The sequence below is a fragment of the Bradyrhizobium sp. USDA 3364 genome (assembly GCF_054056355.1).
In genome coordinates this window covers 6,319,048-6,334,441 of record NZ_JBSRYG010000002.1, presented here as the reverse complement: position 1 = coordinate 6,334,441, position 15,394 = coordinate 6,319,048, and the positions used below count along the sequence as shown (strand labels likewise).

Annotated in this window: 12 protein-coding genes and 1 pseudogene; 3 read left to right on the top strand and 10 right to left on the bottom strand. The window is 66.4% G+C overall.

Annotation, left to right across the window (positions count from 1 at the left end; translation table 11 throughout):
* The first annotated feature begins 1 nt into the window (after position 1).
* Both ACVILL_RS29500 and ACVILL_RS29495 read left to right on the top strand, forming a co-directional pair.
* A pseudogene (locus tag ACVILL_RS29500) lies at positions 2-1,820 on the top strand (ABC-F family ATP-binding cassette domain-containing protein).
* A 127-nt stretch (positions 1,821-1,947) separates the two neighbouring features.
* Positions 1,948-3,027: a D-TA family PLP-dependent enzyme gene (locus tag ACVILL_RS29495; protein ID WP_456732266.1), complete on the top strand. Its 1,080-nt coding sequence runs from the start codon at positions 1,948-1,950 to the stop codon at positions 3,025-3,027.
* A gap of 48 nt (positions 3,028-3,075) precedes the next feature.
* Here the strand turns inward: ACVILL_RS29495 and ACVILL_RS29490 are convergent, their stop codons facing one another.
* Positions 3,076-3,978 (bottom strand): LysR family transcriptional regulator, encoded by a 903-nt coding sequence (locus ACVILL_RS29490; RefSeq protein ID WP_456732265.1) that lies wholly within the window; start codon positions 3,976-3,978, stop codon positions 3,076-3,078.
* Between the two features lie 93 nt (positions 3,979-4,071).
* Here ACVILL_RS29490 and ACVILL_RS29485 point away from each other — a divergent pair, with 93 nt between their 5' ends.
* Positions 4,072-5,289 (top strand): MFS transporter, encoded by a 1,218-nt coding sequence (locus tag ACVILL_RS29485; RefSeq protein WP_456732264.1) that lies wholly within the window; start codon positions 4,072-4,074, stop codon positions 5,287-5,289.
* A 98-nt stretch (positions 5,290-5,387) separates the two neighbouring features.
* Here ACVILL_RS29485 and ACVILL_RS29480 read toward each other — a convergent pair whose 3' ends face one another.
* From ACVILL_RS29480 to ACVILL_RS29440, 9 genes are all read right to left on the bottom strand, one after another.
* A complete protein-coding gene (locus ACVILL_RS29480) occupies positions 5,388-6,563 on the bottom strand; it encodes a TIGR03862 family flavoprotein (protein ID WP_456734395.1) in 1,176 nt (391 codons plus the stop codon).
* Positions 6,564-6,764: 201 nt separating this feature from the next.
* Positions 6,765-7,682 (bottom strand): SDR family NAD(P)-dependent oxidoreductase, encoded by a 918-nt coding sequence (locus ACVILL_RS29475; protein ID WP_456732263.1) that lies wholly within the window; start codon positions 7,680-7,682, stop codon positions 6,765-6,767.
* A 254-nt stretch (positions 7,683-7,936) separates the two neighbouring features.
* Complete coding sequence (locus tag ACVILL_RS29470; protein ID WP_456732262.1) at positions 7,937-8,083, bottom strand: hypothetical protein; 147 nt, start codon at positions 8,081-8,083, stop codon at positions 7,937-7,939.
* 140 nt (positions 8,084-8,223) lie between these two features.
* Positions 8,224-8,703 (bottom strand): MaoC family dehydratase, encoded by a 480-nt coding sequence (locus ACVILL_RS29465; RefSeq protein WP_029078684.1) that lies wholly within the window; start codon positions 8,701-8,703, stop codon positions 8,224-8,226.
* A 12-nt stretch (positions 8,704-8,715) separates the two neighbouring features.
* A complete protein-coding gene (locus ACVILL_RS29460) occupies positions 8,716-10,440 on the bottom strand; it encodes an AMP-binding protein (protein WP_456732261.1) in 1,725 nt (574 codons plus the stop codon).
* A gap of 143 nt (positions 10,441-10,583) precedes the next feature.
* A complete protein-coding gene (mmsB, locus tag ACVILL_RS29455; RefSeq protein ID WP_456732260.1) occupies positions 10,584-11,471 on the bottom strand; it encodes a 3-hydroxyisobutyrate dehydrogenase in 888 nt (295 codons plus the stop codon).
* Between the two features lie 25 nt (positions 11,472-11,496).
* Complete coding sequence (locus tag ACVILL_RS29450) at positions 11,497-12,579, bottom strand: enoyl-CoA hydratase/isomerase family protein (protein WP_456732259.1); 1,083 nt, start codon at positions 12,577-12,579, stop codon at positions 11,497-11,499.
* Complete coding sequence (locus tag ACVILL_RS29445; RefSeq protein ID WP_456732258.1) at positions 12,576-13,721, bottom strand: isobutyryl-CoA dehydrogenase; 1,146 nt, start codon at positions 13,719-13,721, stop codon at positions 12,576-12,578. Before ACVILL_RS29445 ends, ACVILL_RS29450 begins: the two co-directional genes overlap by 4 nt.
* A 124-nt stretch (positions 13,722-13,845) precedes the next feature.
* Entirely contained in the window at positions 13,846-15,342 is a 1,497-nt protein-coding gene (locus tag ACVILL_RS29440) for a CoA-acylating methylmalonate-semialdehyde dehydrogenase (protein ID WP_456732257.1), read from the bottom strand.
* Positions 15,343-15,394 lie beyond the last annotated feature (52 nt).

The following is a 15,394-nucleotide window of genomic DNA, read 5'->3' as shown; positions in this document are numbered from 1 at the left end:
GATGGCTCCGCCTCCTCTGATCCAGCTCAAGGACATCAGCCTTACCTTCGGCGGCACGCCGCTGCTGTCAGGCGTCGAGCTCTCGGTCTCCGCGGCCGAGCGCGTCTGCCTGATCGGCCGCAACGGCTCCGGCAAATCGACGCTGCTGCGGATCGCGGCCGGCCTGGTCGAGCCTGACGCCGGCAGCCGCTTCGTGCAGCCCGGCGCGACCATCCGCTATCTGCCGCAGGAACCTGATTTCGGCGAGCACAAGACGACGCTGGCCTATGTCGAGGCCGGGCTCGGCCCCGGCGACGACCATTACCAGGTCCGCTATCTGCTCGAACAGCTTGGGCTGACCGGCGAGGAAGACCCAGCGCACATCTCCGGCGGCGAAGCGCGGCGCGCGGCGCTGGCCCGCGTGCTGGCGCCCTCGCCCGACATCCTGCTGCTGGACGAGCCGACCAACCATCTCGACCTGCCGACCATCGAATGGCTCGAAGGCGAGCTGGAGAGCCGGCGCTGCGCGCTCGTCCTGATCAGCCACGACCGCCGTTTCCTCACCAACCTGTCGCGCAGCACCGCCTGGCTCGACCGCGGCCAGATCCGGCAGATCGAGCGCGGCTTCGGCGCGTTCGAGGCGTGGCGCGACGAGGTGCTGGCGGAAGAAGAGCGCGAGCAGCACAAGCTCGACCGCAAGATCGTCAACGAGGAGCACTGGCTGCGCTACGGCGTCTCCGGCCGCCGCAAGCGCAACGTCAAGCGCCTCGGCAATCTGCATGCCCTGCGCGACCAGCGCCGCAACTATCGCGGCGCCACCGGCAATGCCACGCTCGCCGCCGCCGAGGCAGAGAAATCCGGCCGCCTGGTGATCGAGGCGAAGAGCATCGCGAAGGCCTTCGGCGAGCGCAGGATCGTCGACGCTTTCTCGACCCGGATCCAGCGCGGCGACCGCGTCGGCATCGTCGGCCCGAACGGCGCCGGCAAGACCACGCTGGTGCATCTGCTGATCGGCAACGATCCGCCCGACTCCGGTTCGGTGCGGCTGGGCGCCAACATCGAGATGGCGACGCTCGACCAGCATCGCGAGAGCCTCGATCCGAAGCTGACGCTGGCCGAGGCTTTGACCGGCGGCCGCGGCGATCACGTCATGGTCGGCGACAAGTCGAAGCACGTGATCGGCTACATGAAGGACTTCCTGTTCGCACAGGAGCAGCGCGGCACGCCGCTGGAGGCGCTTTCCGGCGGCGAGCGCGGCCGCCTGATGCTGGCGCGCGCATTGGCAAAACCGTCGAACCTCTTGATCCTGGACGAGCCGACCAACGACCTCGATCTCGAAACCCTCGACGTGCTCGAGGACATGCTCGGCGATTACGAGGGCACCGTGATCCTGATCAGCCACGACCGCGACTTCCTCGATCGCGTGGTGACGTCGGTGATCGTGCCCGAAGGCCAGGGACCGCTGGATCGAATATGCCGGCGGCTACTCCGACATGCTGGCGCAGCGCGGCGCCGACGTGAAGCGCGAGACGGTGAAGGCGGAAGCGCCAGCCGAGGAAAAGAAAGAAGCCAGGGCCGCAGCACCCGAAACGGCACCGCGGCGCCGGTTGAGCTTCAACGAGAAGCACGCGCTGGAAACATTGCCAAAGACCATCGACAAATTGCACGCCGAAATTGCCAACCAGCAGAAGCTGCTCGACGATCCCGACCTCTATGCGAAGGATCGCAAGAAATTCGACGCAGCCTCTGCCGCGATCGCCAAGGCACAGGACGAACTCGCCGCCGCCGAGGACCGCTGGCTCGAGCTCGAAGTACTGCGCGAAGAGATCGAACAGGCCTGACGCGCATGGAAATAATCGTCATTGCGAGGAGCGAAGCGACGAAGCAATCCATGGCTCCGCAGATGCGGTTGGATGGATTGCTTCGCTCCGCTCGCAATGACGGAAGCTGTGAAATGGAGCCAATCCGATGACCACGCCCCTCGCCGCCAAGATCGCTAGGGAATACGGCACGCCCTGCGCCGTGATCGACATGGACCGGGTCGAGCGCAACATCGCGCGGATCCAGAAGGCCTGCGACGAGGCCGGCGTCGCCAACCGGCCGCACATCAAGACCCACAAGAACCCGATGCTGGCGCAGCTGCAGATCAAGGCCGGCGCCAAGGGCATCACCTGCCAGAAGCTCGGCGAGGCCGAGATCATGGCGGACAGCGGCATCGACGACATCCTGATCAGCTACAATCTGCTCGGCGACGAGAAGATGGCGCGGCTCGGCGCGCTGCAAGGCAAGGCCAACGTCACCGTCGCCGCGGATAATTCGGTCGTGGTCGGCGACCTGCCGAAGGCGGCGGCCGCCTCGGGCCGCCCCCTCTCGGTCGTGGTCGAATGCGATACCGGGCGCAAGCGCGCCGGCGTCGAGACCCCGGCCGAGGCGATCGCGCTGGCGCGCGAGATCGCGGGCTCGAAGGACCTGAGCTTCGCGGGCTTCATGCTGTACCCGACCGAGACCGGCTGGGCCGACGCGCAGAAATTCTATGACGAGGCGCTGGCCGGCGTGCGCGCCCATGGCCTCGACGCGACCATCGTCTCCACCGGCGGTACGCCGAACCTGGTCAATCTCGGCAGACTGAAGGGCGGCACCGAGCACCGCTTCGGCACCTACATCTACAACGACCGCATGCAGGTCGCCGCCGGAGTCGCGACCTGGGATGATTGCGCGTTGCACATCTACTCCACCGTGGTCAGCCGCGCCGGTCCCGAGCGCGGCATCCTCGATGCCGGCTCCAAGACGCTGACCTCGGATACCGGCGGCCTCGAAGGCCACGGCCTGATCCTCGAACATCCGGAGGCCAAGATCGCGCGCTTCGCCGAAGAGCACGGCTTCCTCGATCTCTCGCGCAGCAACACCCGCCCGAATGTCGGCGACGTCGTGCGGATCGTGCCCAATCACGTCTGCGTCGTCGTCAACATGATGGACGAGGTCGTGATGGTGCGCGGCGACGAGATCATCGGTGCATTGCCGGTGACGGCACGCGGCAAGTTACGCTAACCGCGTTCTGTAGGATGAGTATCGCTGCGCTCCACCCGTCCTGCAAATCTACGCCCGGATCAGCGCCTGCAACTCGCGATCCAGCGCCGAGCGAAACACCTCGATCGGCCGCGCCAGGCGGCCGGCGGGCGGGCGATGCACGATCCAGGCGCGCACCGCCGGATTGAAATCCGCGATCTTCACGGTCTTGAGCCTGGTGCGGATCGGGCTTCGTTTCAGCGCCACCGGCGTGACGAGGCCGATGCCGAGCCCGCGCGCCACCAGCGACAGCCGCAGTTCGCTGTCCAGCGCCTCGACCGCGATGTTGAACGGCAGATGCGCCGCGTCGAAATGCCGCTTCAGCGTCTGGCGAAAACCGCAGCCATCCTGGTTGATCACCCACCCGGTGCGCGACAGCCATTCGAGGTCGACGAATTTCGGTGTCTTCATCTCGCGCGCGACGACGAACACCACCGGCTGCGCGCCGAGATCGTCGGCCACGAGATCGTCAGGCGGCGCGGTGCCGTCCGGCAGGCAGATCGCCGCGGCGTCGAGCTCGTTGCGGCTGACCCGCTCCATGTGATTGGGCGACCAGCCCGAGACGACGCGCACCGCGAGCGCGGGAAATTCGCCGCGCACGGCGTCGAGCGGTCCGGTGAGCCCGGCCTCCGACAGAAACGGCGTCAGCCCGAGCCTGAACTCGCCGCGCACCAGGCCATCATTGGCGACGCCTGACTTGAGCTCGTCGAGCATGCGCAGCACGCGGCGGCCCTGCTCATAGGCCTCGATACCCGCCGCCGTCGGCTTCAGCGGCTTCGACAGCCGGTCGAGCAACTGCGCGCCGAGCATCTCCTCCAGATTCTGGATCCGACGCGTCACGGCGGGCTGGGTCAGGTTCAGCCGTGCCGAGGCCGCGACGATCGATCCGGTCTCGACCACGGCGACGAACGCCACGAGGTCATGCGTGTTCATAACAATCTCGCATATTCTTCATCATCTTATTTGAATTGTAGCATATTAGCCCGATCCCCTAAAGGGGGCCTCGCCACTCCATCGCGAGGTCCCATGACCATCTCCGAAGCCACCAAACTCTCCCCGGCGGGCACCGTCTCGGTGCGTCCCCTGATCTGGATCGGCGCCATCACGACCGGCACCGTCGTCACCAACCTGTTTGCCCCGCAGATCCTGGTGGGCCTGATGGGCCGCTCGCTCGGGATGACCGAGCTGCAGGCCGGGCTGATCTCGACGCTGACCCTGCTCGGCTACGCGCTGGGGCTATTGCTGCTGGTGCCGCTGGTCGACCTCGTCGAGAACAAGCGGCTGATCCTGCGCACGCTGGCCTGCGCCATCGTCGCGGCGATCGGCACCGCGCTGGCGCCGACACCGCTGATCTTGCTGGCCGTCACCTTCATCCTCGGCGCGTCCTGTGCCGCGATCCAGATGGTCGTGCCGCTGGTCGCATCGATGGTGCCGCCGGAGCGCCGGGGACAGGCGATCGGCGACGTCATGAGCGGGCTGATGATCGGCATCCTGCTGTCGCGGCCGGCGGCGAGCCTGATCGCGGACCAGTGGAACTGGCGCGGTTACTACGTCACATCAGCCGTTCTGATGATCGCGCTCACCGCGGCGCTCGCCCGCGCCCTGCCGACGCTGAAGCCGGCGGCCGCCACGAGCTACGGCGCATTGCTGGGTTCGTTTCCACGGCTGCTGCGGGAGGAACCGGTGCTGCGCGTGCGTGCCTGGACCTCGGCGCTGGTGATGGCCTCGTTCACCTCATTCTGGTCCGCCGTCGCGCTGCGCCTGCCGGAAGCGCCGTTCAATCTCGACGCCAGGGGAATAGCGCTGTTCGCGCTGATCGGCGTGGCCGGAGCCGCCGCGACCTCGATCGCCGGCCGCTGGGGCGACAAGGGTTTTGCGCGGCCGCTCCTCATCGGCTCGCATCTGCTGATCATCATCGCCGCTGCGCTGTGCGTGTGGGCCGCCGTGCTGGAGTCCCGGATCGCGGCGCTCCTGCTCATGAGCGTGGGCGCGATCCTGCTGGATCTCGGCATCACGACCGATCAGACGCTCGGCCGCCGCGCGGTCAACCTGCTGCGGCCCGAGGCGCGCGGCCGGATCAACGGCCTGTTCGTGGCGCTGTTCTTCATCGGCGGCTCGGTTGGTGCCGCAGCCGCATCCGCGGCATGGAGCTTTGCCGGATGGACGGCGGTGTGCTCGGTGGCCGCGGCGTTCGGTGCGCTCGGCCTGATCACCGATCTCGCGACAAGGACCGGTTCGGAATGAGCCGTATCGCGTAGGACGGGTGGAGCGAAGCGATACCCATCAACTTCTCCCCGCGCCGCACCATGATGGGTATCGCTTCGCTCCCCCCATCTACGAAGCTACGACTTCAACCATTGCAATACGCCCTTCCCGGCGGCCACACCGGTCGCAAACGACGCTTGCAGCAGATAACCGCCGGTCGGCGCCTCCCAATCGAGCATCTCGCCCGCGGCGAAAACACCGGGCAGCCGGCGCAGCATGAAATGCGCGTCGAGTTCGTCGAACCCGATGCCGCCGGCACTCGAGATCGCGCGCGCGATCGGCGCCACGCCTGAAATCTCGATCGGCACCGCATTGATCAGCGCGGCCAGTTCGGCCAGCGGCAACGCGGCCAGCGATCGTCCGGAGGCGACCGCCGCCTCCTGCAACAGCCCGATGCCGACCGGCGAGAGCTGCGCGGCCTTGCGCAGGAAGTTGGAGAAGGACTGCTTGCCCCTCGGCGCCAACAGCCGCGCAACCAGTTCGTCGCGCGCCGCATCAGGCCGCAGCGCTACGCTGAGCACAGCCGTCCCCCTTGCGAGCACCGCCTCGCGTATTTCCGCTGAGAGCGCATAGACGGCGCCGCCTTCGATGCCGGCGCGGGTGACGATGGCCTCGCCGCGCACCGTGTGCGGGCCGATCGTCATTGCGACACCCTTGAGCGGCCGCCCTTCAAAGCGGTCGCGGAAGATTTCCGACCATTTGACAGTGAAGCCGGAATTGGCGGCCTTCAACGCGGCCACAGCGATGCCCTTCGCTGCAAGGATCTCAGCCCAGGCGCCATCCGAGCCGAGCCGCGGCCAGCTCGCACCGCCGAGCGCGAGGACGGTCGCATCGGCATTGACCGCGCGTAGGCCGTCGGGCGTCTCAAACAGCAGTGCGCCGTTCGCGTCCCATCCGGTCCAGCGATGCCGGAATGCGAACGCAACGCCCTCGGCATCGAGCCGCCGCAGCCAGGCCCGCAGCAGCGGCGATGCCTTGAAGGCCTCGGGAAACACGCGGCCGCTGCTGCCGACGAAGGTCGGCTGGCCCAGCGCCTCGCTCCAGGCGCGCAGCGCTTCGGGCGGAAACGTCTCGACTGCGGCCTGCAGGTGCGGCATCGCCTCGCGATAGCGTCTAAGGAAATCCGGCAACGGCTCGCTGTGGGTGAGATTGAGCCCGCCACGGCCGGCCATCAGGAACTTGCGGCCGGCCGACGGCATCGCGTCGTAGACGGTGACCTGCGCACCGCCAGCCGCAAGCACCTCCGCCGCCATCAGGCCGGCAGGGCCGGCTCCGACGACGGCGACGTTGGCTTGCAGGCTCTTCGAGGCCGACACCGCGCACTCTCCCCGCGCAAAGACCTCATCCAGAGGAGGCCGCAACGCGGCCGTCTCGAAGGATGGGCCACATCGGGGCCTCATGGTTCGAGACGCGCGAAGACGCGCTCCTCACCATGAGGGCGCTACCTCTGCTCTCTACAGCTTGATCCCGGCCCGCGCGGCGGCCTGGCCAACATACTTCTGCGTCTGCTCGAACGCGCCCTGCAGCGCCTTCGCGGTCGACATGTCGCTGATAGCGTTGAAGTGCGCGGCAACGCCGTCGGGCGTCCATTCGGACTGCGGCAGGTTGACGCCTTCGGTCTCCAGCACCTTGATCACGGCGAACGAGCCGGCACCGGCGCCCATGATGGTGCGGGTCGGCGCGTCCTCCGAGAGCAGGAATTCGACCGCCGGCGTGATCGCCTCCGGCTTCATCAGTTGCAACGCCTGCGGCGGCAGCAGTTCCTCGGTCATCCGGGTCGCCGCCGTCGGCGAAATCGTGTTGACCTTGATGTTGTTCTTGCGGCCCTCTTCGGCGAGCACGTTCATCAGCCCGACCATGCCGGCCTTCGCTGCGCCGTAATTGGCCTGGCCGAAATTGCCGAACAGGCCGGACGACGAGGTGGTCAGCACGATGCGGCCGTAGTCGCGCTCGCGCATGCCGGCCCACACCGCCTTGCAGCAATAGAAGGTGCCGGTGAGATGCACGTCGAGCACCTTGGCCCAGTCGGCGACCTCGAGCTTGGTGAACGACTTGTCGCGCAGAATGCCGGCATTGGCGCAGAGCAGATCGACGCTGCCCCACTCCTTGGTGGCGCGCTCGACCATCGCGGTGACCTGCTCGAAGTTCGAGACATCGGCGCCGTCGGCCATCGCGGTGCCGCCCGCTTTGCGAATCTCCTCGACCACGGTCTCGGCCGGCGACAGCGAACCGCCGGTGCCGTCGCGCGCGCCGCCGAAATCGTTGACCACGACCTTGGCGCCACGGCTCGCGAGCCCCAGCGCATGCGCCCGCCCAAGACCATTGCCCGCGCCGGTGACGATAGCGACGCGTCCGTCAAACCTGATTGCCATGCCGTTATTCCTGCTCTTACTTCCCTTCTCCCCTTGTGGGAGAAGGTGGCGCGCGCATGCGCGCCGGATGAGGGGTCTGTCTCCGCGAGCGCACGTGAGAGTCTTTGCGTGGAGACAGACCCCTCACCCGGCTTCGCGTTCCGCGAAGCCACCCTCTCCCACAGGGGGAGAGGGTGGAAACGCTCGCGATTGGCAGCTTTTGAGCAGCGATGGATGGCCGGGTCAAGCCCGGCTAGGCACGAGCACCGGGCGCGCTAGACGTCAGGGGTCATCGACCCGCAGGGCTTCAAACTTTTGAGCAGGTGCCCGCTCCAGCACTCGTGGTGCTCCTGAGCGTAGCTGATCGAGCCGATCACGATCAATGCGATGACAACAAGTCCGGCGACGATGTTCTGCACCATGGCTGCCACTCCCGGGACCGCACCGCCTAAAGGAGGCATGATGGACACCGGGGATCAAAGCCGTCAATGCGCTTCTTGGACGAGGCGGGCTCGCTCCACCTCTCCTGCTTGCGGGAAAGGTGGAGCTACTCAACCATCCGTTAGCTGAAATAGATCAGGCCGAGCCAGTCGGCGACCAGCGCGGGCTTCTCCTCGCCCTCGATCTCGACCGTGACGTTGGTGCGCGACAGCAATTCCTTCGGCTTGCGCAACGTGGCTTCCGCCAGCACGAAACGGCCGCGAACGCGTTTTCCCGAGCGCACCGGCGAGATGAAGCGCAGCTTGTCGAAGCCGTAGTTGACGCCCATCGCGGTGCCCTCGAGCACCGGCATCACCTCGTAGGACATGATGCTCATGAGCGACATCGTGAGGAAGCCGTGGGCGATCGTGGTGCCGAAGGCGGTCTCCTTCTTGGCACGCTCGGGATCGACATGGATGAACTGGTGATCCTCGATGACGTCGGCATAGGTGTCGATGCGGCCCTGATCGAGCAGGTGCCACGAGGACACGCCGATCTCCTTGCCGACCATGCCCTGGTAGGTTTCCAGCGACACCGGCGGCTTCTTCCAGACTTCGTTCATTTGGCTAACCTCCTAACCGGAGGTCCGCACCCTCTGCAGCTCCGGAAATTCTTCCTCGCGGAACTCGGCTCCGCGCAACGCATCTGTGCGATTATCGTCATGTTCGAGCCGGCGCAACTGCACGCGACGGATTTTTCCGGAGATCGTCTTCGGCAGTTCGGTCACGAGCTCGATCTTGCGGATGCGCTTGAATGGCGCCAGCCTTGTGTGCAGGTGCTGGAAGATCGACAGCGCCGTCTCCGGCGAGCGCTCGACACCGGAGACCAGCAGCACATAGGCCTTCGGGACCGCGAGCCGAATCGGATCCGGGCTCGGCACCACGGCGGCCTCGGCCACCGCATCATGCTCCAGCAGCACGCTCTCCAACTCGAACGGCGAGATGCGGTAGTCGGAGGATTTGAACACGTCGTCGGTACGGCCGACGAAGGTCAGATAGCCCTCGTCATCGGTGAACACGACGTCGCCGCTGCGGTAGATCGCGCCGTCAGTTCCGATCAACCTGCCGTCGTCGCCCTGGTAGCCCTGCATCAAGCCCGCCGGCCTGTCGGCGCCGAGCAGCAACGTTACCTCGCCTTCCTTCGCGGCATGGCCGTCATTGTCGGTCACCTGGACGCGATAGCCCGGCAGCGGCCGGCCCATCGAGCCGACCTTCACCTTCTGGCCCGGCGAATTGCCAGCCAGGGCCGTGGTCTCGGTCTGGCCGTAGCCGTCGCGGATGGTCAGGCCCCAGGCCGATTTGACCTGGTCGATGATTTCAGGGTTGAGCGGTTCGCCGGCGCCGCAGACTTCCCGCAGCGAGACCTTGAAGCTTGCGAGATCCTCCTGGATGAACATCCGCCACACCGTCGGCGGCGCGCACAGCGTGGTGACGCCGCAGCGGCCGATGATCGAGAGCAGTCCTTTCGCCTCGAAGCGTGGCTGGTTGGCGATGAAGATCGTGGCGCCGGCATTCCACGGCGCGAAGAAGCAGCTCCAGGCATGCTTGGCCCAGCCGGGCGAGGAGATGTTGAGGTGAACGTCGCCGGGCTGCAGGCCGATCCAGTACATGGTCGAGAGATGGCCGACCGGGTAGCTGCGCTGGCTGTGCCGCACCAGCTTCGGCTTTGCCGTGGTGCCGGAGGTGAAATAGAGCAGCATCGGGTCGTCGGCGTTGGTCGGGCCGTCGGGCGTGAAGGCATCGGACGCCTTCGCGGCATCCTCGAACGGCAGCCAGCCGTCCTGCGGCTGCGGCGCGCCGACCACGATGCGCACCAGTTGGTCGCTGCCAAGGCCCGCGAACTTCGCGACCTGATCCTGGGTGGCAACCACCGCCCTCGCCTTGCCGCGATCGAGCCGGTCGCGCAATTCATCCGCGGTCAACAGCGTGGTCGCGGGGATCACGACGACGCCGAGCTTCATCGCCGCCAGCATGGTCTCCCACAGCGGCACGACATTGCCGAGCAGCAGCAACAGATGATCGCCGCGCTTCAGCCCCTGCGCGCGCAGGAAATTGGCAACTTGGTTCGAGCGGCGCGACAGCTCGCCGAATGACAGCTTGGTCTCGTTGCCGCTCGCGGCATCGACGATCCACAGCGCCGGCAGGTCGCGGCTGTCAGGAGCCCGCGCCAACTCCGCATCGAACCAGTCGAGCGCCCAGTTGAACGGCACCGGATCCGGCCAGCGAAATCCCTTCACCGCGGCATCGTAGTCGGTGCGGTGCTCGAGCAGAAAGGCGCGTGCGTCCTGAAATGTGGTCATCTTCTTCCGAGCCCGTCGATTGGCAACCGGCGTCACCGTCAACCGTAGCCCGGATGGAGCGAAGCGCAATCCGGGGGCGGTCGCGCCGGTCGATAAAGCAGTACCGGATTTCGCTGCGCTCCATCCGGGCTACGAGTGGTCGGCTACTTTCCAGCGAGGCTGCGAACGTGCTGGATAATTCCGGAAAAGTCGACCCCGCCATGACCCGACGCGTCGAAGGTCTTATAGATCTCCTGCGCGTGCTTGCCGAGCGGCGTCACCGCGCCGGCGGCATTGGCGGCATCCTGCGCCAGCGTCAGGTCCTTGACCATCAGGTTGGAGGCGAAACCGGGCTTGTAGTCGTTGTTGGCCGGCGAAGTCGGCACCGGGCCGGGAACCGGGCAATAGGTCGTCAGCGACCAGCACTGCCCCGACGAGGTCGAGGCGACGTCGAACAGCGCTTGGTGCGACAGGCCGAGCTTTTCCGCGAGCACAAAGGCCTCGCCGACCGCGATCATGGAAATGCCGAGGATCATGTTGTTGCAGATCTTGGCCGCCTGCCCTGCGCCGCCGGCGCCGCAATGCACGATCTTCTTGCCCATGTTGGCCAACATCGGCTCGGCCGCCGCGAAGGCGTTCGCCTCGCCACCGCACATGAAGGTCAGCGTCGCGCCCTTGGCGCCGCCGGTGCCGCCGGAGACCGGCGCATCGACCGAGGCCATGCCGTGCTTGGCGGCGAGCGCATGCGCCTGCTTGGCGCTTTCGACGTCGATGGTCGAGCAGTCGATGATCAGCGTGCCCTTGGCCATCGCCGGAAGCACTTCGTTCCAGACGCCGAGCACATGCTTACCGGCCGGCAGCATTGTGATGACGACATCGGCGCCCTTCACTGCGGCAACGCCGCTCTCGGCGATCGCGGCGCCGTCGCTCTTGGCCTGATCGCGGGATGCTGCGACCAGATCGAACGCGGTCACCTTGTGGCCGGCCTTGACCAGATTGGCCGCCATCGGCCCGCCCATATTGCCGAGCCCGATGAATGCGACGTTTGCCATGGAAAATCCTCCGCTTGCGACGTTTCTATTTGGTGTCTGGGAATTTCAGTTCGTCGACGCCGATCTCGGCGAAATAAGGCGCGACCATCTCAGGCGTCACGTCCTCGATCCGGGTGGGCGACCATTTCGGATTGCGGTCCTTGTCGATCACGGCGGCGCGCACGCCCTCGCGGAAATCGTCGCTGGCGAACACTTCGAGCGCGGCGCGATATTCGCGCACCAGGCACTGCTCCAGCGTCTCGGTCGCCCGCGCCAGCCGCAGCAGTTTCAGCGTCACCACCATGCCGCGCGGCGACTTCTCACCGAGCGTTTTCAGCGTGGCTTGCGCTAGGTCCGATCCGTCGGCCCCGAGCGCAGCGACGATGTCCTCCATCCGGCCGCGCGCGAACCAGCCATCGATCCTGGCCTGCATCGCCGCCACGGGACCCGACTTTTCGTCGGTCGCGAAGCCGGCGATCAGCCGGTCGATCGCGGCCGAATTCGTGCCAGGCGCAATCTTGGTCAGCGCCTCGCGCAGCGCCGGCAGCCTTGCGCTCGGCACCACCGCGTCGGCGAATTTGGCGTAGATCGCATCGGGACCGTTCATCGTCGTGCCGGTCAGCCCGAAATAGGTGCCGACCTCACCTGGCGAACGCGACAGCAGAAAGGTGCCGCCGACGTCGGGGAAGAAGCCGAGCCCGACCTCGGGCATCGCCAGTTTCGTCCGCTCCGTCACCACGCGGTGGCGGCTGTGCGCCGACAGCCCGACGCCGCCGCCCATCACGATGCCGTCCATGAAGGCGACATAGGGTTTCGGGAATTGCTTGATCCGCGCGTTGAGGATGTACTCGTCCCGCCACAGGATCCTGCCGAGGTCGCCCTTGACCTTCGAGCTCTCCCAGAGCGCGCGGATGTCGCCGCCGGCGCACAGGCCGCGCTCGCCGGCTCCCTCCAGCAAGATGACTGCAACGTCGGGATCGGCTTCGAACGCATCGAGCGCCCTGTCGATGTCGTGGAACATCTCCAGCGTCACCGCATTGATCGCCTTCGGCCGGTTGAGCCGGATGATGCCGGCAGAACCTTCCTTGCGCGCGATCAGATCGCCTTCTGCCGCTGCCGCATCATTCATCGCGCGCCCTCAATCAATTTGCGCGACACGATCAGCCGCATGATTTCGTTGGTGCCTTCGAGGATCTGGTGCACGCGCAGATCGCGTACGATCTTCTCGACGCCGTATTCGCTCAGGTAACCGTAGCCGCCGTGCAATTGCAGCGCCTGGTTGGCGACCTCGAAGCCGACATCGGTGCCGAACCGTTTTGCCATTGCGCACAGCATCGAGGCGTCCGGGTCCTTGCGGTCGAGTGCGGCCGCCGCGCGCCACAGGAAGGTGCGTGCGGCCTCGAGCTCGGTTGCCATGTCGGCGATCTTGAACTGCAGTGCCTGGAATTCGTCGAGCCGCTTCCCAAACGCCTTGCGGTCCTTCATGTAGACCAGCGCCTTATCGAGCGCCGCCTGCGCGCCGCCGAGCGAGCACGCCGCGATGTTGAGGCGACCGCCGTCGAGGCCGGCCATCGCGATCTTGAAGCCGATACCCTCCTCGCCGAGCCGGTTTTCGACCGGCACGCGCGCGTTCTCGAACATCACGGCGCGGGTCGGTTGCGCGTTCCAGCCCATTTTGCGTTCGTTATTGCCAAAGGAGACGCCGGGCGCCTTGCCGTCGATGACGATCGTCGACACGCCGCCGGGACCATCGCCGCCGGTGCGCACCATCGCGACCAGCAGATCGGTGCTGCCGGCGCCGGAGATGAACTGCTTCTGGCCGTTGAGCACGTAATGGTCGCCGTCGCGCACCGCGCGGGTTCGCAGCGCGGCAGCGTCGGAGCCGGCGCCCGGCTCGGTCAGGCAGTAGCTCGCGATCAGCTCCATGGTACAGAGCCTCGGCAGCCATTTGTGGCGCTGGGTGTCGTTGCCATAGGCATCGATCATCCAGGACGCCATGTTGTGGATCGAGATGAAGGCCGACGTGGTCGGACATCCCGTCGCCAAGGCCTCGAAGATCAGCGCGGCGTCGAACCGCGTCATCGCCGAGCCGCCGACATCGTCCTTGATGTAGATGCCGCCCATGCCGAGGTTTGCGGCCTCGCGCATCACATCCACCGGAAAGTGCTTGGTCTCGTCCCACTCGAGCGCGTGCGGCGCGATCCTCGAAGCCGCAAACGCCCGCGCCATGTCGCGAACCGCGATCTGATCCTCGTTGAGAGCGAACTGCATCGCGCCGACTACCCTTGAAGAGTGGTTGTCGTCATTGCGAGGAGCGAAGCGACGAAGCAATCCATTCTTCCACGCGGAGGATAGATGGATTGCTTCGCTGCGCTCGCAATGACGGCTCTGGAAATCACTTCATCGTCGGGATCGAGAACTCCGCACCGTCCTTGACGCCGGACGGCCAGCGCGAGGTCACCGTCTTGGTCTTGGTGTAGAAGCGGACCGAGTCCGGACCGTGCTGGTTGAGATCGCCGAAGCCGGACTTCTTCCAGCCGCCGAAGGTGTAGTAGGCGATCGGCACCGGGATCGGCACGTTGACGCCGACCATGCCGACATTGACCTTGGCCGCGAAGTCGCGCGCGGCGTCGCCGTCGCGGGTGAAGATCGCAACGCCGTTGCCGTAGTCATGGTCGGACGGCAGCGCCAGCGCCTCGTGATAGTCCTTGGCACGCACCACCGACAGCACCGGGCCGAAAATCTCTTCCTTGTAGATCCGCATGTCCTTGGTGACGTTGTCGAACAGCGAACCGCCGAGATAGAAGCCCTTCTCGTAGCCCTGCATCTTGAAGCCGCGGCCGTCGACGGCGAGCGTCGCGCCTTCCTTGACGCCGATATCAATGTAGCTCTTGACCTTCTCGACCGCCTCGCGGGTCACCAGCGGGCCGTAATCGGCCGACGGATCGACCGAGGTGCCGATCTTGAGCGACTCGACGCGCGGAATCAGCTTGTCCATCAGCCGGTCGGCCGTGGTCTTGCCGACGGGAACCGCGACCGACACCGCCATGCAGCGCTCGCCGGCCGAGCCGTAGCCGGCGCCGATCAGCGCATCGACCGCCTGGTCCATGTCGGCATCGGGCATGATGATGGCGTGGTTCTTGGCGCCGCCGAAGCACTGGCAGCGCTTGCCGGTCTGCGCCGCGCGCTCATAGATGTACTGCGCGATCGGGGTCGAGCCGACGAAGCCGATCGCCTTGACGTCGGGATCGTCGAGGATGGCGTCGACCGCCTCCTTGTCGCCGTTGACGACGTTGAGGATGCCGGCCGGCAGGCCCGCCTCGATCATCAGCTCGGCGAGCTTCATCGGCACGCCGGGATCGCGCTCGGAAGGCTTCAGGATGAAGGCGTTGCCGCAGGCGATTGCCGGCGCGAACTTCCACATCGGGATCATCGCCGGGAAGTTGAACGGCGTGATGCCGGCGACGACTCCCAAGGGTTGCCGCATCGAATAGATGTCGATGCCGGGGCCGGCGCCCTCGGTGTACTCGCCCTTCATGAGATGCGGGATGCCGCAGGCGAACTCGGCGACCTCGAGGCCGCGCTGGATGTCGCCCTTGGCGTCGGGAACGGTCTTGCCGTGCTCGCGCGCGAGCAGCTCGGCGAGCTTGTCGTAGTCGCGCTGCACCAGCTCGACGAACCGCATCATGACGCGGGCGCGGCGCTGCGGGTTGGTCGCGGCCCATTCGCCCTGCGCGGCCCTGGCGTTCTCGACCGCCGCGCGGACTTCGGCCTTCGAGGCCAGCGCGACCTTGGCTTGGACGTCGCCGGTCATCGGCTCAAAGACGTCTGCCGTACGGCCCGAGGTGCCCTTGACCTCCTTGCCACCGATGAAATGTCCGATTGAGCGCATGGATAACCTCCCTGAAGGACCTGAATCGCCAGCCGGCCGGCGGGATCACTTT

Coding starts and splice junctions, on each gene's coding strand:
- ACVILL_RS29480 (WP_456734395.1), bottom strand. CDS start 6,563: ATGGCGGCGGAGGTGCTTGCGGCTGGCGGTGCGCAGGTCACCGTCTAC.
- ACVILL_RS29460 (WP_456732261.1), bottom strand. CDS start 10,440: ATGACCACATTTCAGGACGCACGCGCCTTTCTGCTCGAGCACCGCACC.
- ACVILL_RS29445 (WP_456732258.1), bottom strand. CDS start 13,721: ATGCAGTTCGCTCTCAACGAGGATCAGATCGCGGTTCGCGACATGGCG.
- ACVILL_RS29440 (WP_456732257.1), bottom strand. CDS start 15,342: ATGCGCTCAATCGGACATTTCATCGGTGGCAAGGAGGTCAAGGGCACC.
- ACVILL_RS29485 (WP_456732264.1), top strand. CDS start 4,072: ATGACCATCTCCGAAGCCACCAAACTCTCCCCGGCGGGCACCGTCTCG.
- ACVILL_RS29465 (WP_029078684.1), bottom strand. CDS start 8,703: ATGAACGAAGTCTGGAAGAAGCCGCCGGTGTCGCTGGAAACCTACCAG.
- ACVILL_RS29490 (WP_456732265.1), bottom strand. CDS start 3,978: ATGAACACGCATGACCTCGTGGCGTTCGTCGCCGTGGTCGAGACCGGA.
- ACVILL_RS29470 (WP_456732262.1), bottom strand. CDS start 8,083: ATGGTGCAGAACATCGTCGCCGGACTTGTTGTCATCGCATTGATCGTG.
- ACVILL_RS29495 (WP_456732266.1), top strand. CDS start 1,948: ATGACCACGCCCCTCGCCGCCAAGATCGCTAGGGAATACGGCACGCCC.
- ACVILL_RS29475 (WP_456732263.1), bottom strand. CDS start 7,682: ATGGCAATCAGGTTTGACGGACGCGTCGCTATCGTCACCGGCGCGGGC.
- mmsB (WP_456732260.1), bottom strand. CDS start 11,471: ATGGCAAACGTCGCATTCATCGGGCTCGGCAATATGGGCGGGCCGATG.
- ACVILL_RS29450 (WP_456732259.1), bottom strand. CDS start 12,579: ATGAATGATGCGGCAGCGGCAGAAGGCGATCTGATCGCGCGCAAGGAA.